The sequence below is a fragment of the Haemophilus haemolyticus genome, from assembly GCF_003490595.1.
In the GTDB taxonomy this organism is placed as follows: Bacteria; Pseudomonadota; Gammaproteobacteria; order Enterobacterales; family Pasteurellaceae; genus Haemophilus; species Haemophilus haemolyticus_L.
This window is the reverse complement of sequence record NZ_QQGY01000005.1, coordinates 75,736-95,776: the sequence shown is the minus strand read 5'-3', so window position 1 is coordinate 95,776 and position 20,041 is coordinate 75,736. Positions and strand designations below refer to the sequence as shown.

The following is a 20,041-nucleotide window of genomic DNA, read 5'->3' as shown; positions in this document are numbered from 1 at the left end:
TGAGAAATTTATGATTAGCGTATTTGATATGTTTAAAGTGGGAATTGGGCCATCCAGTTCCCATACTGTCGGCCCGATGAAAGCCGGCAAACAATTTATAGACGACTTAATTGAACGAAATCAATTTGAACAAACGGCTGAAATTCATGTGGATGTGTATGGTTCTCTTTCGATGACAGGGAGAGGCCACAGCACTGATATCGCTATCATTATGGGGTTAGCGGGTTATTTACCACATAATGTGGATATCGATATGATTCCAGGTTTTATCGAAAAAGTGAAACAAACTGCGCTTTTACCAATTAATGTTGGTCAAAAGACGGTAAAATTTGATTTTGAAAATAATCTTATTTTCCACCGCACTTTTTTAAAATTGCACGAAAATGGCATGACAATTACCGCTCTTGATGAAAATCGCACAGAGCTTTATCGCCAAACCTACTATTCGATCGGTGGTGGTTTTATTGTCGATGAAGCTCATTTTGGTCAAGAAGAAAAAAACACAGTCCAAGTGCCTTATCCTTACAAAAATGCAGAAGATATTTTAAAACATTGCAGTGATAACGGCTTAATGCTTTCGACTGTGATGCTAGAGAATGAAGTTGCCTTGCATGGCAAAGAGGCTGTAAGTGCTCATCTAGAGAATGTCTGGAAAACGATGCAGGCTTGTATTGAACACGGTATTCACACAGAGGGCATATTACCCGGCCCTTTAAGAGTACCACGTCGTGCAGCTTCACTTTATCGTGTGTTGCAAGCTAATACGAATTTATCTAACGATCCAATGCGCGTGATTGATTGGGTCAATATGTTTGCGCTTGCTGTTAATGAAGAAAATGCAGCTGGCGGACGCGTAGTCACTGCACCAACCAACGGCGCATGCGGGATTATTCCGGCTGTACTTGCTTACTATGAGAAGTTCATCTCACCATTAACACCTGAAATCATTGAACGCTATTTATTAGCAGCAGGTATGATTGGTTCACTTTATAAAATGAATGCTTCGATTTCTGGCGCAGAAGTGGGTTGCCAAGGTGAAGTGGGTGTAGCCTGTTCAATGGCTGCTGCAGGACTAGCTGAAATTCTGGGAGGTAATCCACTGCAAGTATGCATCGCAGCTGAGATTGCAATGGAGCATAACTTAGGATTAACTTGCGACCCTGTCGGTGGTCAAGTTCAAGTACCTTGTATCGAACGTAATGCGATTGCTTCAGTTAAAGCAATCAACGCGTCTCGAATGGCTTTACGTCGTACCACTAATCCAAGAGTAACCTTAGATAAAGTGATTGAAACAATGTATGAAACAGGCAAAGATATGAACGCCAAGTATCGCGAAACATCTCAAGGCGGACTTGCAGTTAAAATTGTTTGTACTTAAATATAAAAATCTCAATTCAATTTATCATATATAAAACTAAAGCCTTGATTTGATCTGCACCTCAAAAGTTGGGCTAAACAACCAACTGATTAAGGTGTAGATTTTTTATGACTAAATACAACTAATCTTTCAAACAACAGGTGATCGATTTTTATCTTCTACAAGATAAAAATCGTTCTATCCCACTAAAGCACTTTCAACTTGCAGAACGAATATTAAAGCGTTGGATTAAACAATTTCATCACAATGGAATCAATGGATTATTAGTACTAGGTAAGAAACCAAAAGTACTTCCTTGAATTTAAATTCTATGTTGTTTAAGCGGTTAAACAAGGGAAATGCTCTGCAGAATCTACCTATCTGCATTTCGGTATTGCTAGTTCAGGGATAATTAATCAATGGGTGCAAGCCTCTGAAAGACAAGGTATAAACGGCTTAATGACAAAACCTAAAGGTCGTCCCAGTATGAAACCCCAATATTCCAAAATGCCTCCTAAGCCCAAAACACGAGAAGACTAGTTGTAATTAGAGAACCTCAAACTTCGTGTGCAGAATGCTATCCTAAAAAAGTTGCAGATGCTAAACCAACAAAAAATGCAGCAAAAGTCGAAATCGTAAAAGTATTAAGGATAGACTTTTCATTTCAGATATTGCTTGATTTAATTGGGCTAGCACGCCGTGTTTTCTTTTATCATTTGAAAGAAAAAATCAATAAAGATAGTGCGATATCACAAGAACTTATGAAAATTTATTGAAACGTTATGGTTATCGTCGTAGTACTCTGGAGATTAGAAAAAACTAAATATCAATCATAAGAAAGTCCAACGTCTGATGAATATACTGAACATACAAGGGAAAAGTAAGAGAAAAAATACCGCATTTACCAAGCTGAAATAGGTCATATTGCTGATAATTTATTAGAACGCCACTTTACCGCAAGCCAACCAAACGAAAAATTGGTAACAGGCCTCACTGAATTTAAATGTGCGGAAGGTAAGCTTTATTTATCGCCAGTTAAAGGAGGATTTAATCATGAAATTATTGCCTATGATTTATTAATAAGCCCGAATTTTTAGCAAATTACCCGAATGATGGAGCAATAGATAACAAGGCTTAATGGTTCCCAGTTGAAACACGGTATTCGACAAAGTATGTAGATAAAAGGAAATTGTTCAGATAATGCGGCGATAGAGAGCTTTTGAGGCGGTTAAAAACAGCGTGCTGCGATGTAAAATAATTTGATACTTTTGAGCAGGTCGAAAAAGGATTCATGATTACAATCATAAGCGTATTCAGTGTAAACTAAAAGAACTAAGCTCATTAATTAGAGAGCTTAGTTCTTCTTGATTTAATAGTTTAACTTTCTGGGCTGGGCAGTAATTTTACCGCTCTTTTTTCTTTGCTTTGAAGATTAACGCATGGTCACGAATTCTTCTGAACCCGTTGGGTGAATAGCTACAGTGTTATCAAAATCAGCTTTTGTTGCGCCCATTTTGATTGCGACGGCAAATCCTTGAATCATTTCATCTACACCAAAACCAATGCCATGTAAACCCACAACTTTTTCATCTTTACCCACACAAACTAATTTCATTTTGCACGGTTGGCGATGTTGAGTAACTGCCGTGTACATTGCTGTGAAAGAGGATTTATATACCTTAACATTTTCAGCACCATATTGTTCGATAGCTTGAGGTTCAGTTAAACCTACGGTGCCGATTGGTGGATGGCTGAATACAACAGTTGGAACTAAATTGTAATCTAAATGTTCAGTTGGTTTATTGTTGAATAAACGCTCAGAAAGGCGACGACCTGCTGCAACTGCAACTGGTGTTAATTCAATGCCGTTTTCGATAATATCGCCTACCGCATAAATGCCTTTCACATTAGTATTTTGATATTTATCCACTTTGACATAGCCGTGTTCATTCGTTTCTACGCCAGCATTTTCTAAGCCAATTTTATCTGTCGCTGGAACACGACCCGCAGCCCAAATAACACAGTCCACAGTAACATCAGATTGACCATCACATTTTACTGTAAGTGAACCATCTGCATTTTTAACAATTTCAGATGGTGTGGAATTGGTATGTAATTGAATTCCATCCTGCGCAAGCACTTCCACTAGTGTTTCTACGATTAATGGATCTTGATTACGCATTGGCGCATGGCGACGCACTAATAAATGCGTTTCCACGCCTAAGCTGTTTAATACACCAGAAAGTTCAACGGCAATATAGCCGGCACCGATAACAGCAGCGCGTTTTGGTAATTCGGTTAATGCAAAGAAACCATCTGAATCAATACCGTATTCTTGTCCTTTAATGTTTGGACGATATGGGCGACCACCTGTTGCGATTAAAATATGATCTGCGGTTACTTGTTCTTTTGTACCATCAGAAAGTGTTACTTCAATAGTATGAGCATTGACAAATTTTCCGAAACCGTTAATTACATCAATGTTATTTTTTGCTAATACATTGTTATAAGATGTATGAATACGACCAATATAGGCTTGGCGACTTTCAATCAGTTTTGAAAAATCAAATTTTTTTATTTCAACATCAAAACCATAATCTGGCGCATAATTGTTAATTGCTTCTGCAATATGTGCACCATAAAACATTACTTTTTTAGGTACGCAACCTACATTTACACAAGTACCGCCAAGATGTTTTGCTTCAATGATTGCGCATTTTTTTCCATAGCTTGCAGCACGATTTAGAGAAGCAATACCGCCACTGCCACCGCCAATAGCGATGTAATCATAATGTTTAGTCATAGTTTGATCCTTTTTTGAACTCAAAAACTTTCCGTATTTTGCCTAATTTTTATAAAGAATGCTATAAATTGATGTAATTGGTTTTATGAATATTTTTATTCTTTTTGAATAGATGATTCGCTTTAGATGATTTTATGTGAAAAGTAGTATGTAGAATAAAATGACATCATAAAAAATGAGGAAGGTTATATTAACCTTCCTCACTTAAGAGATCTCTAATTAGCTATTCGATTAATTAGCATATTGATTAATCGCAGCGGATACTTCTTGATCTTGATAAATGTTATTCACAATATCGTTAAATGTTTGAGATAGAACTTTTTGAATTTCGTCATTATCCGCGTTTAATGCGCCTTCTTGTGAGCGAGTAGCATTAAATGCTTTATTGTATGAGCCTTTCGCGCCTTGAACATAAACAGTCGCTTGAATTTTGGTATTAAGTTTATAACGAAGATTACCTTGTTCTACTTGCGTAGCAAATTCACGCACATCCACAGTTACCCACGCATTTGATCCATTGGATTGCCCAATTCTGAAACCTTTACTAATAAGATTTTGTTGCATTACTTGTTGGAATAATTGTGTAACACTCGGTGATGAATTTAATTTAATGAGTTCTCCACGTTTGGTATAGCTAGCGATATCTTGCGTTGTTCGGCTATCTTTCGTTGTTACATACACAATCGCATTTTGATTAATGTTCATTGTGGCATTCGGTGCTGGTAGTGTGAACGTTAATGTATTTGATTGTGCTTGGCAGCCAGCAAGGAACAGCGTAGCGGCTGCAATACTTATTGCTGATAATGTTTTGATTTTGTTTGATAATGTCATAATTTCCCCAATGAGCCAGTTAAAACTGTGTTATTCTTGCAAACTTCATTGCTAATGTATAGCGTTTCATTGTGATTTTGTGGAGATTTATGATGTCTGTTCAACAAACTATCGAACAAAAAATTCAACTAGAATTTCAACCGCACTTTTTTCGTGTAGAAAATGAAAGCCACTTACATAGTTCTGGTCGTGGCGAGGAATCTCATTTTAAATGTGTGATTGTGAGTAATGTTTTTGAAGGAATGCGTAAAGTGCAGCGTCATCAACGTGTTTATCAATCGCTTGCAGATGAGCTTAATAGAGGTGTTCATGCGTTAGCATTGCACTTGTTTACCGTAGAGGAATGGGGCAAGTTAAATGAGAAAATTCCCGCTTCAACGAAATGCGCAGGCGTTGGACATTAATTTTTTATGTTATGAAGATGTAACATTTTTTTGATATATCGCAAAAGGTTTTTACAAAAAAGTAGGCGTTTAAGTAGCGAAAAAAGCAGATTTTCGCTAGAATAAGGCGTTTAATTTTATCCAAATTCAATTTCTCGATAAGCATGTTTATCGTGAAGTTAACCGATTTGAGTTTTTTATTTTTGTGGCATTAATGTCTTTTTATAGGCATTTTGCCACGCTCAAACACGAGATTGCATTTAACTTGCTTATTTGCAATTGTATTTTTAACCTTGAAAAGTAGTGCAAACAGTATGATTACAATTAAGAAAGGCTTGGATCTCCCAATTGCGGGAAAACCAGCACAAGTAATCCACAACGGAAATGTTGTGAATCAAGTTGCGATTCTAGGTGAGGAGTATGTGGGGATGCGTCCTTCGATGAAGGTGCGCGAAGGCGATATTGTAAAGAAAGGCCAAGTGCTTTTTGAAGACAAGAAAAATCCAGGTGTGATTTTTACAGCCCCTGCAAGTGGTACTATCACTGTAATCAATCGTGGTGAGAAGCGCGTATTACAATCTGTCGTAATTAATGTGGAAGGACATGAGCAAATTATTTTCGCAAAATATAGTGCAGAACAATTGAATACGCTTTCTTCTGAACAAGTAAAACAAAACCTTGTTGAATCAGGTTTATGGACTGCATTACGTACTCGTCCATTTAGCAAAGTGCCTGCGATTGATAGTGAGCCGTCCTCAATTTTCGTGAATGCAATGGATACCAATCCATTAGCCGCAGATCCTGCAATTGTGCTAAAAGAATTTTGGCAAGATTTCACGAATGGTTTAACGGTATTAAGTCGTTTATTCCCTTCAAAACCGTTACACTTGTGTAAAGCAGGTGATACCAATATCCCAACCGTTGATCTTGAAAATTTACAGATTCATGATTTCGGTGGCGTTCACCCAGCAGGACTTGTTGGTACTCATATTCATTTTATTGATCCTGTTGGTGTAAATAAAACTGTATGGCACATCAATTATCAAGATGTGATCGCAGTGGGTAAATTATTTACAACAGGCGAGCTTTATGTTGAACGCGTTATTTCTCTTGCTGGTCCGCAAGTGAAAGAACCTCGTTTAATTCGCACTGTAATTGGTGCTAATCTCTCTCAATTAACCCAAAATGAATTAAGTGCGGGTAAAAATCGCGTAATTTCAGGTTCAGTGCTTTGTGGACAAACAGCAAAAGGTGCGCATGACTATTTAAGTCGTTATGCATTGCAAGTATCGGTAATCGCTGAAGGTAATGAGAAAGAATTCCTTGGTTGGATTACACCGCAATCTAATAAATATTCAATTACTCGTACAGTGTTAGGTCACTTCGGTAAGAAATTATTCAACTTCACTACGGCTGAAAACGGTGGTGAGCGTGCAATGGTTCCAATTGGTAGCTATGAGCGTGTTATGCCGTTGGATATTTTACCGACATTATTATTACGTGATTTAATCATGGGTGATACCGATGGCGCGCAAGCGTTAGGTTGTCTCGAATTAGACGAAGAAGACTTAGCATTATGCTCTTTCGTTTGCCCAGGCAAATATGAATACGGTTCAATCTTGCGTCAAGTATTAGATAAGATTGAGAAGGAAGGTTAAAAATGGGTTTGAAAAATCTTTTTGAAAAAATGGAACCCGCGTTTTTACCAGGTGGTAAATACAGCAAGCTTTATCCGATCTTTGAATCGATTTATACCTTGCTTTATACACCAGGTACAGTAACGCACAAAAACACTCACGTTCGTGATGCGTTAGACTCAAAACGTATGATGATTACGGTTTTCCTTGCGTTGTTCCCTGCGATTTTCTACGGGATGTACAATGTGGGTAACCAAGCGATTCCTGCCTTAAATCAATTAGGCAATTTAGATCAACTAATTGCTAATGATTGGCACTATGCACTTGCAAGTTCATTAGGTTTAGATTTAACTGCCAATGCAACTTGGGGCTCAAAAATGGCGCTGGGTGCAATTTTCTTTTTACCAATTTACTTAGTGGTGTTCACCGTTTGTACGATTTGGGAATTATTGTTCTCAGTTGTGCGTGGTCATGAAGTAAATGAAGGGATGTTCGTTTCAACCATTTTATTTGCGTTAATCGTTCCACCAACATTGCCATTATGGCAAGCCGCATTAGGTATTACTTTTGGTATCGTTGTTGCAAAAGAAATTTTTGGTGGCGTTGGTCGTAACTTCATGAACCCTGCACTTGCAGGCCGAGCTTTCTTGTTCTTCGCCTATCCAGCTCAAATTTCAGGTGATACTGTTTGGACTGCCGCTGATGGTTTCTCTGGCGCAACCGCCCTTTCACAATGGTCGCAAGGCGGTCAGGGTGCATTACAACATACTGTAACTGGTGCTCCAATTACTTGGATGGATGCTTTTGTTGGTAATTTACCTGGTTCAATGGGTGAAGTTTCTACGCTTGCAATTTTAATCGGCGGCGCAGTGATTGTGTTCACTCGTATTGCGGCATGGCGCATCATTGCTGGTGTGATGATTGGTATGATTGCAACTTCAACTCTATTTAATTTAGTTGGTTCTGATACTAATCCAATGTTCTCAATGCCTTGGCATTGGCACCTTGTTTTAGGTGGATTTGCATTAGGTATGGTATTTATGGCAACAGACCCTGTTTCAGCATCCTTTACCAATGCAGGTAAGTGGTGGTACGGTGCATTAATTGGTGTAATGGCTGTATTAATTCGTACTGTAAACCCAGCTTATCCAGAAGGCATGATGTTAGCGATTTTATTTGCAAACTTATTTGCACCGATTTTCGACTACATCGTGGTTCAAGCAAATATCAAACGTCGGAGAGCAAGAACAAATGGCTAAGTTTAATAAAGACAGCGTAGGCGGCACAATTCTTGTCGTATTGCTACTGAGTTTAGTTTGTTCCATTATTGTTGCTGGTTCCGCAGTAATGTTAAAGCCTGCACAAGAAGAACAAAAGTTACTCGATAAACAAAAAAATATCTTAAATGTAGCTGGTCTTTTACAAGAAAATACTAATGTAAAAGAAACTTATGCAAAATTTATCGAGCCTCGTTTCGTTGATCTAGCAACGGGTGAATACACACAACAAGCAGACGATAGCCAACAAGCAATTCCTGCTGATGCCGATAAAGCACGTATCCGTTCTCGTAGCAAAACGACCGAAGTTTATCTTGTAAAAGATGAACAAGGTAAGACTCAACAAGTTATTTTACCAATTTATGGAACTGGCTTGTGGTCAGTGATGTATGGTCTAGTATCTGTTCAACCAGATGGTAATACTATTAATGGTATCACTTACTACCAACATGGTGAAACGCCAGGATTGGGGGGTGAGATCGAAAATCCAAACTGGGCAAGTTTATTTAAAGGTAAAAAATTGTTTGATGAACAACATCAACCTGCAATTCACATCGTGAAAGGGCAAGCTCCACAAGATGAGCATAGTATTGATGGTTTATCAGGCGCGACTTTAACTGGTAATGGTGTACAAGGTACATTTGATTATTGGTTTAGTGCGAACGGTTTTGGTCCATATCTTGAAAAACTTCATGCGGGAGCAAACTAATGTCTGAAAAAGCAAATTATAAAGATCTGTTGTTAGCTCCGGTTGTTAAGAACAACCCGATTGCATTACAAATCTTGGGTATTTGTTCTGCATTAGCGGTAACAACAAAATTAGAAACTGCTGTTGTAATGGCGATTGCAGTAAGTTTGGTAACAGGGTTATCAAGTTTCTTTGTGTCTCTGATTCGCAACTACATTCCAAACAGTATTCGTATTATTGTGCAACTTGCGATTATTGCATCACTTGTAATCGTTGTTGACCAAATATTAAAAGCCTATGCTTATGGTTTATCTAAACAACTTTCAGTATTCGTTGGTTTGATTATTACTAACTGTATCGTAATGGGACGTGCTGAAGCATTTGCGATGAAGTCGCCTCCAGTTGAAAGTTTTATAGATGGTATCGGTAATGGTTTAGGTTATGGTGCGATGTTAATTATCGTAGCATTTTTCCGTGAACTTATCGGTTCAGGTAAATTATTTGGTATGACTATTTTTGAAACCATTCAGAATGGTGGTTGGTACCAAGCAAATGGTTTATTCCTACTTGCACCAAGTGCATTCTTTATCATCGGATTTGTTATCTGGGGATTAAGAACTTGGAAACCAGAGCAACAGGAGAAATAATCAATGGAACATTATATTAGCCTATTTGTTAAGGCAGTCTTCATTGAAAATATGGCACTTTCCTTCTTCTTAGGAATGTGTACTTTCTTAGCAGTATCTAAAAAGGTATCAACTGCGTTCGGTCTTGGTATTGCGGTAACTTTCGTTCTTGGTATCGCCGTGCCAGTAAACCAATTAATTTATGCAAATGTACTAAAAGAAAATGCTTTAATTGAAGGTGTGGACTTATCATTCTTGAACTTCATTACCTTCATTGGGGTTATTGCTGGTTTAGTACAGATTCTTGAAATGGTATTAGATAAATTTATGCCATCTCTTTATAACGCATTAGGGATTTTCTTACCGTTAATCGCAGTAAACTGTGCGATTTTTGGTGGGGTGTCTTTCATGGTTCAACGTGATTACAATTTCCCTGAATCTATCGTGTACGGTTTTGGCTCAGGTTTAGGTTGGATGTTGGCGATTGTTGCGCTTGCTGGCTTAACTGAGAAAATGAAATATGCGGATATTCCTGCTGGGTTAAAAGGTTTAGGTATTACCTTTATCTCTGTTGGTTTAATGGCGTTAGGCTTTATGTCTTTCTCTGGTATTCAATTATAAGGAGTGTAATCAATGAGCGATTCAGTAATTCTTGCACTCGGTATTGCCGCATTTACAGTTATTGTATTAGTGTTAGTGGCGATCATCTTATTTGCGAAATCAAAATTAGTCGATTCTGGTGATATTACTATCGGTATTAATGACGATCCTGAAAAAGCGATCACATTACCTGCAGGTGGCAAATTATTAGGTGCTTTAGCAAGTAAAGGTATTTTCGTATCTTCTGCTTGCGGCGGCGGTGGCTCTTGTGGTCAATGTATTGTTAAAGTGAAAAATGGTGGTGGAGAAATCCTGCCAACCGAACTTTCTCACATTAACAAACGTGAAGCAAAAGAAGGTTATCGTCTAGCTTGTCAAGTTAACGTGAAAGGTAATATGGAAGTTGAACTTCCAGAAGAAATCTTCGGCGTGAAAAAATGGGAATGTACTGTTATTTCTAACGATAACAAAGCGACCTTTATCAAAGAGCTTAAATTAGCGATTCCTGAAGGCGAAGAAGTACCTTTCCGAGCAGGTGGTTATATTCAAATCGAAGCTGATCCACATGTGGTGAACTATAAAGATTTCGATATTCCAGAAGAATACCACGAAGATTGGGATAAATACGATTTATGGCGTTATGTCTCTAAAGTTGACGAGCATATTATTCGTGCTTACTCAATGGCTTCATACCCTGAAGAGAAAGGCATCATTATGCTTAACGTACGTATTGCAACGCCTCCTCCGCGTCAACCTGATGCACCTCCAGGTCAAATGTCTTCATACATTTGGTCATTAAAAGCTGGTGATAAAGTGACTATTTCTGGTCCGTTTGGTGAATTCTTTGCGAAAGAAACCGATGCAGAAATGGTATTTATCGGTGGTGGTGCAGGTATGGCTCCAATGCGTTCTCATATTTTTGACCAGTTAAAACGTCTTCATTCTAAACGTAAAATGTCATTCTGGTATGGTGCTCGTTCTAAACGTGAAATCTTCTATCAAGAAGACTTTGACCAATTACAAGCTGAAAATCCAAACTTTGTATGGCATGTTGCATTATCGGACGCATTGCCTGAAGATAATTGGACTGGTTATACCGGTTTTATTCACAATGTACTTTATGAAAACTACTTGAAAAATCATGAAGCACCAGAAGATTGTGAATACTATATGTGTGGACCTCCAGTGATGAATGCAGCTGTAATTAAAATGTTGAAAGATCTTGGTGTTGAAGATGAAAACATTTTATTAGATGACTTTGGTGGCTGATTTTAGTTAGTCAATTCATCATAAAAACTGACCGCACTTTGTGATGAAGTGCGGTCAAAATTTAAGGTGTTTTTAGAAAATTATCTATGATTACAGGTAAGTTTTGTTGAGATGCCCGTAATTTACAGATGTAGGAAATCCAGATGAAAAAATTAATAAGCGGTATTATGGCGGTGGCAATGGCATTAAGTCTAGCAGCCTGTCAAAAAGAAACAAAAGTTATCTCATTAAGTGGTAAAACAATGGGAACAACTTATCATGTTAAATACCTTGATGAAGGCTCAATGAAAGCAACATCTGAAAAGACGCATGAAGAAATTGAAGCAATCTTAAAAGATGTCAACGCTAAAATGTCCACTTACAAAAAAGATTCGGAACTGAGCCGTTTTAATCAAAATACCCAAGTGAATACACCGATTGAGATTTCAGCAGATTTTGCCAAAGTATTGGCAGAAGCGATTCGTTTAAATAAAGTGACAGAAGGAGCATTGGATGTAACTGTTGGCCCTGTCGTGAATTTATGGGGATTTGGCCCTGAAAAACGCCCAGAAAAACAACCTACACCAGAACAATTAGCTGAGCGCCAAGCTTGGGTTGGTATTGATAAAATTGCCCTCGATATGAGTGGTGCAAAACCGACATTAAGCAAAGCACTTCCTCAAGTTTATGTCGATTTGTCCTCGATTGCTAAAGGCTTTGGTGTTGATCAAGTGGCTGAAAAGTTAGAAGAACTAAATGCTCAGAATTACATGGTTGAAATCGGCGGTGAAATTCGTGCGAAAGGAAAAAATATTGAAGGCAAACCTTGGCAGATCGCAATTGAAAAACCAACTACAACAGGTGAAAGAGCGGTTGAAGCTGTCATTGGATTAGACAATATGGGAATGGCAAGCTCTGGCGATTATCGTATTTACTTTGAAGAAAATGGTAAACGCTTTGCTCATGAAATTGATCCGAAAACAGGTTACCCAATTCAGCATCATTTAGCCTCGATTACGGTACTTGCACCAACCTCAATGACTGCAGATGGCCTATCAACAGGGTTATTTGTACTGGGTGAAGACAAGGCGTTAGAAGTGGCAGAGAAAAATAATTTTGCTATTTACTTAATCATTAAAACAGATAGTGGTTTTGTCACAAAATCATCCTCTGCGTTCAAAAAATTAACAGAAACAAAAGAATAGTTATGCAAACTTTATTTTTTACTTTAATCGCTTTCGTCGCAATTATATTGTTGATGTCTATTGGATTTATTATCAAAAAACAAAGTTTAAAAGGCAGCTGTGGTGGTTTATCTACCCTTGGTATTGCCAAAGCTTGTGATTGTGATAAACCTTGCGATACGCTTCAATCAAAATTAGATGCGGGCGATGAACAAGCAAAAGCCGAATATGAGCAAAAATTTGCGAAAAAAGATGATGACTCACAATTTTATGAAGTGAAATAACTTGCTCAAAAATGACCGCACTTTATGTGCAAAATAAACTTAACGGCAAAATTATTTTGCCGTTTTCTCATTCAATTACCAATGTGTTTCGCCTTAACCGAAGTTACGGGAGAACTATGTTAATTTCAAATACTTATAATCAACACTTTCCTCAATTGACGCAAGAACAGCTTGCGAGAAATGCGACAAAAAAAGTGATTTGTGGTATGTCTGGCGGAGTGGATTCTTCTGTGTCAGCTTTTATTCTTCAACAGCAAGGCTATCAGGTGGAAGGCCTGTTTATGAAAAACTGGGAAGAAGATGATGATACGGATTACTGCACTGCAGCAGCTGATCTTGCAGATGCTCAAGCAGTATGTGATAAATTGGGTATCAAACTACATAAAATTAATTTTGCGGCAGAATACTGGGATAATGTTTTTGAGCATTTTCTAACTGAATATAAAGCAGGGCGCACGCCAAACCCAGATATTCTGTGTAATAAAGAAATTAAATTTAAAGCATTTTTAGAATATGCCGCTGAAGATCTTGGTGCTCATTACATTGCAACAGGGCATTATGTACGTAGAGCCGATGATGATGAAAATGCAAAATTATTACGTGGTCTAGACGCTAATAAAGATCAAAGTTATTTTCTTTATACCTTAAGCCACAAACAAGTGGGGCAAAGTTTATTCCCCGTTGGTGAAATTGAGAAACCCATTGTTCGCGCTATTGCTGAAGATCTTGGCTTAATTACGGCAAAGAAAAAAGACTCTACCGGTATTTGTTTTATTGGTGAGCGTAAATTTAAGGATTTCTTAGCGCGTTACTTACCGGCTCAACCTGGCGATATTCGTACTGTTGATGGTGAAATTATTGGTCGTCATGATGGGTTGATGTATCACACGTTGGGGCAGCGTAAAGGATTAGGCATTGGGGGTTTAAAAAATGCGGGTGATGAGGCTTGGTATGTGGTAGATAAGGATGTAGAAAATAATGAACTTATTGTCGCGCAGGGGCACGAGCATCCTCGTTTATTTTCAAAAGGTTTGATTGCTAGCCAATTACATTGGGTTGATCGTGAACCAATTCGAGAGTTATTACGTTGCACGGTAAAAACGCGCTATCGCCAACAAGATATTCCTTGTGTGATTGAACCGATTGATGATGAAACTATTCGAGTTATTTTTGATGAATCTCAATCAGCAGTAACCCCAGGGCAATCTGCCGTATTTTATCTTGGTGATGTTTGTTTGGGCGGTGGTATTATCGAAGAAAGAATATAAAACAAAGATACTAAAAGCGCGTAAAATGCGCTTTTAGACTATTTATTCAAACCAAATGACACTTGCCATTCGACCTGTTTGATTGTCTCGGCGATAAGAAAAGAACAATTCTTTTTCATTGAATGTACAGTGATTTCCACCATAAATTTGCGTAATGCCGAGATTATTTAATCGCTGAGTCGCGATTTGATAAAGATTACCTAGTAATTTTCCTGTTTCTGTTACATCTGGTTGAAAGGCGAGTTTGGCTTTTTCATCTACCGCAACAAACTGTTTTACAACATCGATTCCAACTTGAAATGCAGTTGGTCCAATTGCAGGGCCAAACCACGCGACAATATCTTCAGGTTTAGCCTGAAAGCATTTGACAGTTTCTTCTAATACTCCATCACATAAACCACGCCAGCCAGCATGTGCTGCAGCTACTTCATTGCCAGATGTTGTAGTGAATAGAACCGGCAAACAGTCTGCCGTCATAACAGCACAAACTTGATGAGGAACATTTGTATAAACTGCATCCGCTTCAAGATTTTGTCCTGAATAAGGTAATTGAATCACTCGAGTACTGTGTGTTTGAGTTAGAAATATAGGTGTTTGTGGCAAACCAAATTTTTCGACTAATAAAGTGCGGTTAGTTTTTACCGCACTTTTGTTATCACCGACATGATCGCCTAAGTTAAAACTAAAATAAGGCGCCAAGCTCACGCCCCCTTCACGAGTAGTGGTAAAGGCATGAATATTCTTTGGAATGTTCCAATTTGGGTTAATCACTTGCATATTAATAATCTAACTCATCTTGATGTTCGAGATAGTCGGCTTTGAGTACATTAAGCAATTCAACAAAGTCATCTGGTAATGGTGCATACCATTCCATTATTTCACCTGTAATTGGATGAGCTAAGCGTAGCATGACCGCATGTAAAGCTTGACGTTTGAAATTACGCAATACTTCCATAAAGTCTTCATTTGCATTTTTTGGTGGACGAGGGCGTCCGCCATAGGTCTGATCGCCTAGCAATGGATGGGCAATATGTGCCATATGAACACGGATTTGATGTGTACGACCCGTTTCTAAACGTAAACGTAAACGGGTGTAGTTACGGTAATTCTCCATAATACGATAATGGGTGACAGCTGGTTTTCCCATTGGATGAACAGCCATTAAAGTACGTTTGGTTGCATGACGAGCCATAGGTTGATCTACTGTGCCACCTTTGGTCATAATGCCTGAAGCGACAGCTTCATATTCACGCGTAATTTTGCGTTTTTGTAAGTCGCGTACTAACTTAGTTTGTGCTGGAATAGTTTTCGCAACAACCATTAGGCCTGTCGTATCTTTATCTAATCGATGCACAATTCCTGCTCTCGGTACTTCTGCAATTGGCGGATAATGATAGAGTAGTGCATTGAGCACAGTTCCATTTGGATTGCCAGCACCAGGGTGTACCACAAGATCTTTGGGTTTGTTAATCACAATAATGTCGTCATCTTCATACACGATATTCAATGGAATATTTTCTGGTTCAAAACGTGTCTCATCTTCCACTTCAACGGTGATTTTTATTTTTTCTCCTCCGAGTACTTTCTCACGCGGAATATTGGTAATGCGATCATTAAGTTTTACGAGATCGGCTTCAATCCACGTTTTTAATCGGGAGCGAGAATATTCAGGGAACAACTCTGCAAGTGTTTGGTCTAAACGCTGTCCGATTTGTTCTGGCTGCACTTCAGCCGAAAGGGTAATTTGTGGCATAAATAGCTCTCAAAAATTTTAAAAGTTGGCTTATTGATTAATGTTCTATACAATAGCGGACAATTGTATCTTATTTATTGGTTTTCGTAAAAATTAAGGAAAAAAACAATGCGTAAAATAAAATCTTTGGCATTGCTTGCCGCGGCAGCATTGGTTGTTGGATGTTCAAGTGGTTCAAAAGATGTGGAGCAAGCATCAGTAAATGAGTTGTACACTAAAGGTGTTACATCATTACAAGAAGGCGGTTATTCTGAAGCTATTCGTTATTTAAAAGCGGCGACTGAACGTTTCCCTGGTAGTATTTATCAAGAACAGGCGATGCTAGATTTAATTTATGCAAACTATAAAGCACAAGATTATACGCAAGTATTATTGACGGTAGATAGCTTTTTACACCAATTCCCACAAAGTCCTAACCAAGACTATGCAGTGTATATGGCGGGGTTAACCAATGCTGCAACAGGTGATAATTTTATTCAAGATTTCTTTGGAATTGATCGTGCGACACGTGAAACCACTTCTATGCGTACCGCTTTTTCTAATTTCCAAAATTTAGTTCGTGTATTCCCTAACAGCCCTTATGCTCAAGATGCTTTAGCGCGTATGGCTTATATTAAAGATGCGCTTGCTCGTCATGAGTTAGATATTGCAAAATTCTATGCAAAACGTGATGCTTGGGTTGCAGTGTCAAATCGTGTAGTTGGAATGTTGAAACAATATCCTGATGCTAAAGCAACTTATGAAGGTTTATCTTTGATGAAAGAAGCGTATGAAAAAATGGGTTTAACAGCATTAGCCAATGATACCCAAAAAATTATTGATGCGAATAAAGATAAAACCTTTGCACCAATTGAAAAACCAGATGAGCCAGAATTAAAAGTTCCGACTGCTAAATAGTCATAAGATATGAATAAAAAGCCCGAATAATTTCGGGCTTTTTGCTATATATTATCCTCGATGTGCATTTTTCATAATGCGATCTTTTGTTACTTTCCATTCACGCTCTTTAATATCATCGCGTTTATCATGTTGTTTTTTACCTTTGGCTAAACCAATTTTGACTTTTGCCCATGCACTTTTCCAGTAAAGAGAAAGTGCTACGATGGTGAAACCGTCTCGGTTTGCTTTGCCAAATAGGGATGCTAGTTCACGTTTATTTAATAATAACTTACGAGTGCGAGTTGGATCACAAACAATGTGCGTTGATGCAACATTTAATGGCTGAATGCTTGCACCGAATAAAAAGGCTTCGCCATTTTTGAAAATGACATAACTATCACTAATGTTTGCCTTGCCTGCGCGCATTGATTTGACTTCCCAGCCTTGTAGTTCAAGACCTGCTTCAATTTCATCTTCTATAAAATAATCATGTCTCGCACGTTTATTCAGTGCGATAGTATTTGATCCTGGTTTTACTTTTTTCTTTGTCATAATTTTTATACCTTATTTTGCTTGGCGCATTTTATCTAATATCTATTTTTATAGCAAAAAAGATCATCTAGGAAGAACTGGCAGTCGCGTTTATTTTTAAACTTTAAAAGATAAAGGATTTATAGAAAACTCAAGAAAAAATCACCGCACTTTTGTAAGAAAAAACAGACACATTGCTGTGTCTGTTTAAGTGAGATAAAAAAGATGAATTAAGTTTTGGTGATTTATATAAAGTGAATAAACGATTATTCCAAACGTTTTGCCACTTTAAGCCAATCAGCCTTAAATACACGCTGCATATTATTAATGGCATCAATAATATCATGGTGAACAAGTTGTTCATTTTGGATGCCTACGCAGTAGCCACCTTTACCTTGTAGCAATAAATCTACCGCGTATGCGCCCATACGTGAAGCAAGAATACGGTCAAATGCACAAGGAGAGCCGCCACGTTGAATATGCCCTAAAACAGTTGCACGAGTTTCGTGCCCAACGCGAGCTTCAATTTCTTTTGCCAGAGAATGGACATCGGTTAAAAGTTCAGTGATTGCAATGATTGCATGGCGTTTACCACGAATAATGCTACGTTCAATTTGTTGAATTAATTCTTCACGATTGAATTCAATTTCTGATGCGACGATATATTCGCAACCGCCAGCAATACCTGCAGAAATGGTTAAGTCACTACAATGGCGCCCCATAATTTCAACGATAGAAATACGTTGGTGTGAGCTTGATGTATCACGTAAACGGTCGATTGCATCTACTGCAGTTTGTAATGCGGTTTGATAGCCGATGGTATAGTCAGTACCTGCAACATCATTATCAATCGTGCCTGGTAAGCCAACACAAGGGAAACCATGTTCTTCGGTTAACAATTTTGCGCCCATGTAAGAACCGTCACCACCGATAACAACAAGTGCATCAATGCCGTGAGAACGTAAAATTTCTGCACATTTCGCACGAACATTTGGATCCTTAAATTCAGGAAAGCGTGCAGAACCTAAGAAAGTACCGCCACGATTAATCACATCTGATACGCTGTAGCGGTTTAGTTGTTTGATTTTATTGTTGTATAAGCCCTGGTAACCATCATAGATACCAAATACTTCTAAGCCTTCTGCAAGTGCAGAACGTACTACGCCACGAATTGCGGCATTCATACCTGGCGCATCGCCACCACTTGTTAAAACTGCAATTTTTTTAATCATATTTACCTACTTTTAACCGTAATTGGAAACTGGCATAAGATTACATCATTAGAGGTATCTGCTCTAGCAAAATCTGATGAGATTTTGATCCGGCATAATTTTTTACATTATTTTTGACAAAACAGTTGCCACTTCAAATCTTGTAAGTGCTTTCTTTCTATATCCACAACGTATTTTTGCAAATGTTGTTGCACTTTATCGATGGATAAATGTTTAGAAAGTGTTGGTTGCTGTACTTTTTGTGAATATTGATACTGAACAAAGCCACATTGTGGTAATTGTCGTCCTTTCATCACATTGACTTGCCAAGATGGATTTTCCTTTGTTGGCGAATAGATGACATATCCATTTAATTCCTGTGGATTCATAGAATTTTCTGGAATAGCATCAAAATGGAAATCTTTTACGCCTGTATTACGATAAATACGTTCTCTCAATGCGATCCGCTCTTTAATTGAACGCGCTGATTGATTGCGATCAAAGAGAATTTCAATTTCAGATTGCCAATTTTCTAGCGTATCTGGCTTAGCTATATAAACATAGCGTGCAATGGTTTGTAAATCTTGGCTGCCAGTAAGGGCATAATTTTTACCGTTGTGCTCTAACTGTGTAGGAATATTTAATTGAGTCAGTTTAGTTGCACAGCCAGAGAGTATAAGTGCGGTCAATATAACAAAAATTTTATTCATTGATATCTCGCTTAAATACAAATTCGGTTTCAGTGGATGATGCTGAATCAAACCAATAACCACCTAAATCAAATTCTTTTAACTGTTCAATGTTGGTTAAACGATTTTGAATAAGATAACGGCACATTAAGCCTCGAGCTTTTTTCGCATAAAAGCTGATTACTTTGTATTTTCCATTTTTATTGTCTAAGAAAACTGGCTTGATTATCTTGGCTTTAAGTTGGTTTTCTTTAACCGATTTATAATATTCATCAGAGGCTAGATTGACTAATACATTATCGCCTTGTTCATCAATAGCTTGTTGAATCGCTTGGGTAATCACATTTCCCCAAAAGGCATACAGATCTTTTCCTTTCGGATTGGCTAATTTTGTGCCCATTTCTAATCGGTAAGGTTGCATTAAATCAAGTGGTTTTAAAAGCCCATAAAGCCCAGAAAGCATACGTAAATGGGATTGTGCAAAGGCAACATCATCTTCCGAAAGGGAATCAGCATCTAAACCAGTATAAACATCGCCTTTAAATGCAAATAATGCAGCGCGGGAATTGTTTTCATTGTGAATTTTTGTCCATTCTGCAAAGCGTGCAACATTTAGACCGGCTAACTTATCGCTGATAGACATAAGCGATGAAAGATCTTGCGGAGAAAGTTTACGACAAACTTCAATAAGTTGTTCGCTGTAATCAGTAAAGTGCGGTTGAGAAACAGGAAAATTTTTTACCGCACTTTCAAAGTCAAGGGTTTTTGCAGGGGAGATAATGGCTAACATAA

At 38.0% G+C, this 20,041-nt stretch carries 20 protein-coding genes and 1 pseudogene; 13 read left to right on the top strand and 8 right to left on the bottom strand.

The window, feature by feature from the left end:
* Positions 1–10 precede the first annotated feature (10 nt).
* Complete coding sequence (locus tag DV415_RS05075) at positions 11–1,378, top strand: L-serine ammonia-lyase (RefSeq protein ID WP_118789869.1); 1,368 nt, start codon at positions 11–13, stop codon at positions 1,376–1,378.
* A gap of 140 nt (positions 1,379–1,518) precedes the next feature.
* Positions 1,519–2,725: pseudogene (locus DV415_RS05070) on the top strand (IS3 family transposase).
* A gap of 64 nt (positions 2,726–2,789) precedes the next feature.
* Here DV415_RS05070 and gorA read toward each other — a convergent pair.
* Positions 2,790–4,160, bottom strand: a complete 1,371-nt coding sequence (gorA, locus tag DV415_RS05065) for a glutathione-disulfide reductase (protein WP_118789868.1) — start codon at positions 4,158–4,160, stop codon at positions 2,790–2,792.
* A 231-nt stretch (positions 4,161–4,391) separates the two neighbouring features.
* Entirely contained in the window at positions 4,392–4,991 is a 600-nt protein-coding gene (locus DV415_RS05060) for a YajG family lipoprotein (protein ID WP_118789867.1), read from the bottom strand.
* A 92-nt stretch (positions 4,992–5,083) separates the two neighbouring features.
* Between DV415_RS05060 and DV415_RS05055 the strand changes: the two genes are divergently transcribed.
* The 10 genes from DV415_RS05055 (at position 5,084) to mnmA (ending at position 14,186) form a co-directional block, all read left to right on the top strand.
* Positions 5,084–5,395 carry a BolA family protein gene (locus DV415_RS05055; protein WP_118791573.1) on the top strand — a complete coding sequence of 104 codons (312 nt, stop codon included), beginning with the start codon at positions 5,084–5,086 and terminating at the stop codon, positions 5,393–5,395.
* A gap of 293 nt (positions 5,396–5,688) precedes the next feature.
* Positions 5,689–7,032: a Na(+)-translocating NADH-quinone reductase subunit A gene (locus DV415_RS05050; protein WP_118790036.1), complete on the top strand. Its 1,344-nt coding sequence runs from the start codon at positions 5,689–5,691 to the stop codon at positions 7,030–7,032.
* Positions 7,033–7,034: 2 nt separating this feature from the next.
* The gene (locus tag DV415_RS05045) at positions 7,035–8,270 is read left to right on the top strand and encodes an NADH:ubiquinone reductase (Na(+)-transporting) subunit B (RefSeq protein ID WP_005631373.1); all 1,236 of its coding nucleotides are present in this window, start codon (positions 7,035–7,037) and stop codon (positions 8,268–8,270) included.
* Positions 8,263–8,997: a Na(+)-translocating NADH-quinone reductase subunit C gene (locus tag DV415_RS05040; protein ID WP_005629176.1), complete on the top strand. Its 735-nt coding sequence runs from the start codon at positions 8,263–8,265 to the stop codon at positions 8,995–8,997. The genes DV415_RS05045 and DV415_RS05040 overlap by 8 nt, the downstream gene beginning before the upstream one ends.
* Positions 8,997–9,623 (top strand): NADH:ubiquinone reductase (Na(+)-transporting) subunit D, encoded by a 627-nt coding sequence (gene nqrD, locus DV415_RS05035; RefSeq protein WP_118789865.1) that lies wholly within the window; start codon positions 8,997–8,999, stop codon positions 9,621–9,623. The genes DV415_RS05040 and nqrD overlap by 1 nt, the downstream gene beginning before the upstream one ends.
* 3 nt (positions 9,624–9,626) lie before the next feature.
* A complete protein-coding gene (nqrE, locus tag DV415_RS05030; RefSeq protein ID WP_005631374.1) occupies positions 9,627–10,223 on the top strand; it encodes an NADH:ubiquinone reductase (Na(+)-transporting) subunit E in 597 nt (198 codons plus the stop codon).
* Positions 10,224–10,235: 12 nt separating this feature from the next.
* Positions 10,236–11,471 carry an NADH:ubiquinone reductase (Na(+)-transporting) subunit F gene (gene nqrF / locus DV415_RS05025; RefSeq protein ID WP_005629183.1) on the top strand — a complete coding sequence of 412 codons (1,236 nt, stop codon included), beginning with the start codon at positions 10,236–10,238 and terminating at the stop codon, positions 11,469–11,471.
* A 143-nt stretch (positions 11,472–11,614) separates the two neighbouring features.
* Positions 11,615–12,655 carry an FAD:protein FMN transferase gene (locus tag DV415_RS05020; RefSeq protein ID WP_118789864.1) on the top strand — a complete coding sequence of 347 codons (1,041 nt, stop codon included), beginning with the start codon at positions 11,615–11,617 and terminating at the stop codon, positions 12,653–12,655.
* 2 nt (positions 12,656–12,657) lie between these two features.
* On the top strand, positions 12,658–12,918 hold the full coding sequence (gene nqrM / locus DV415_RS05015) for a (Na+)-NQR maturation NqrM (protein ID WP_005629187.1): 261 nt from the start codon (positions 12,658–12,660) through the stop codon (positions 12,916–12,918).
* 116 nt (positions 12,919–13,034) lie between these two features.
* Positions 13,035–14,186, top strand: coding sequence for a tRNA 2-thiouridine(34) synthase MnmA (mnmA, locus tag DV415_RS05010; RefSeq protein ID WP_118789863.1), 1,152 nt, complete (start codon positions 13,035–13,037; stop codon positions 14,184–14,186).
* Positions 14,187–14,228: 42 nt separating this feature from the next.
* On the opposite strand, the gene pgeF is transcribed toward mnmA, so the two are convergent.
* Both pgeF and rluD read right to left on the bottom strand, forming a co-directional pair.
* The gene (gene pgeF, locus DV415_RS05005) at positions 14,229–14,963 is read right to left on the bottom strand and encodes a peptidoglycan editing factor PgeF (RefSeq protein WP_118789862.1); all 735 of its coding nucleotides are present in this window, start codon (positions 14,961–14,963) and stop codon (positions 14,229–14,231) included.
* Between the two features lies 1 nt (position 14,964).
* A complete protein-coding gene (gene rluD / locus DV415_RS05000) occupies positions 14,965–15,939 on the bottom strand; it encodes a 23S rRNA pseudouridine(1911/1915/1917) synthase RluD (protein ID WP_118789861.1) in 975 nt (324 codons plus the stop codon).
* A gap of 108 nt (positions 15,940–16,047) precedes the next feature.
* On the opposite strand from rluD, the gene DV415_RS04995 reads away from it, so the two are divergent.
* Entirely contained in the window at positions 16,048–16,836 is a 789-nt protein-coding gene (locus DV415_RS04995; protein WP_118789860.1) for an outer membrane protein assembly factor BamD, read from the top strand.
* Between the two features lie 51 nt (positions 16,837–16,887).
* Here DV415_RS04995 and smpB read toward each other — a convergent pair whose 3' ends face one another.
* From smpB to yaaA, 4 genes are all read right to left on the bottom strand, one after another.
* Positions 16,888–17,370, bottom strand: coding sequence for an SsrA-binding protein SmpB (gene smpB / locus DV415_RS04990; RefSeq protein WP_005633362.1), 483 nt, complete (start codon positions 17,368–17,370; stop codon positions 16,888–16,890).
* A gap of 245 nt (positions 17,371–17,615) precedes the next feature.
* Positions 17,616–18,581, bottom strand: a complete 966-nt coding sequence (pfkA, locus tag DV415_RS04985) for a 6-phosphofructokinase (RefSeq protein ID WP_011272327.1) — start codon at positions 18,579–18,581, stop codon at positions 17,616–17,618.
* Positions 18,582–18,688: 107 nt separating this feature from the next.
* On the bottom strand, positions 18,689–19,270 hold the full coding sequence (locus tag DV415_RS04980) for a hypothetical protein (RefSeq protein ID WP_118789859.1): 582 nt from the start codon (positions 19,268–19,270) through the stop codon (positions 18,689–18,691).
* Positions 19,263–20,039, bottom strand: coding sequence for a peroxide stress protein YaaA (gene yaaA / locus DV415_RS04975; RefSeq protein ID WP_118789858.1), 777 nt, complete (start codon positions 20,037–20,039; stop codon positions 19,263–19,265). Before yaaA ends, DV415_RS04980 begins: the two co-directional genes overlap by 8 nt.
* Between the last annotated feature and the right edge of the window lie 2 nt (positions 20,040–20,041).

Coding starts and splice junctions, on each gene's coding strand:
- DV415_RS05055 (WP_118791573.1), top strand. CDS start 5,084: ATGTCTGTTCAACAAACTATCGAACAAAAAATTCAACTAGAATTTCAA.
- nqrD (WP_118789865.1), top strand. CDS start 8,997: ATGTCTGAAAAAGCAAATTATAAAGATCTGTTGTTAGCTCCGGTTGTT.
- rluD (WP_118789861.1), bottom strand. CDS start 15,939: ATGCCACAAATTACCCTTTCGGCTGAAGTGCAGCCAGAACAAATCGGA.
- mnmA (WP_118789863.1), top strand. CDS start 13,035: ATGTTAATTTCAAATACTTATAATCAACACTTTCCTCAATTGACGCAA.
- DV415_RS05050 (WP_118790036.1), top strand. CDS start 5,689: ATGATTACAATTAAGAAAGGCTTGGATCTCCCAATTGCGGGAAAACCA.
- pgeF (WP_118789862.1), bottom strand. CDS start 14,963: ATGCAAGTGATTAACCCAAATTGGAACATTCCAAAGAATATTCATGCC.
- nqrE (WP_005631374.1), top strand. CDS start 9,627: ATGGAACATTATATTAGCCTATTTGTTAAGGCAGTCTTCATTGAAAAT.
- DV415_RS05075 (WP_118789869.1), top strand. CDS start 11: ATGATTAGCGTATTTGATATGTTTAAAGTGGGAATTGGGCCATCCAGT.
- DV415_RS05020 (WP_118789864.1), top strand. CDS start 11,615: ATGAAAAAATTAATAAGCGGTATTATGGCGGTGGCAATGGCATTAAGT.
- DV415_RS05060 (WP_118789867.1), bottom strand. CDS start 4,991: ATGACATTATCAAACAAAATCAAAACATTATCAGCAATAAGTATTGCA.
- smpB (WP_005633362.1), bottom strand. CDS start 17,370: ATGACAAAGAAAAAAGTAAAACCAGGATCAAATACTATCGCACTGAAT.
- DV415_RS04980 (WP_118789859.1), bottom strand. CDS start 19,270: ATGAATAAAATTTTTGTTATATTGACCGCACTTATACTCTCTGGCTGT.
- DV415_RS04995 (WP_118789860.1), top strand. CDS start 16,048: ATGCGTAAAATAAAATCTTTGGCATTGCTTGCCGCGGCAGCATTGGTT.
- DV415_RS05040 (WP_005629176.1), top strand. CDS start 8,263: ATGGCTAAGTTTAATAAAGACAGCGTAGGCGGCACAATTCTTGTCGTA.
- yaaA (WP_118789858.1), bottom strand. CDS start 20,039: ATGTTAGCCATTATCTCCCCTGCAAAAACCCTTGACTTTGAAAGTGCG.
- nqrF (WP_005629183.1), top strand. CDS start 10,236: ATGAGCGATTCAGTAATTCTTGCACTCGGTATTGCCGCATTTACAGTT.
- nqrM (WP_005629187.1), top strand. CDS start 12,658: ATGCAAACTTTATTTTTTACTTTAATCGCTTTCGTCGCAATTATATTG.
- DV415_RS05045 (WP_005631373.1), top strand. CDS start 7,035: ATGGGTTTGAAAAATCTTTTTGAAAAAATGGAACCCGCGTTTTTACCA.
- pfkA (WP_011272327.1), bottom strand. CDS start 18,581: ATGATTAAAAAAATTGCAGTTTTAACAAGTGGTGGCGATGCGCCAGGT.
- gorA (WP_118789868.1), bottom strand. CDS start 4,160: ATGACTAAACATTATGATTACATCGCTATTGGCGGTGGCAGTGGCGGT.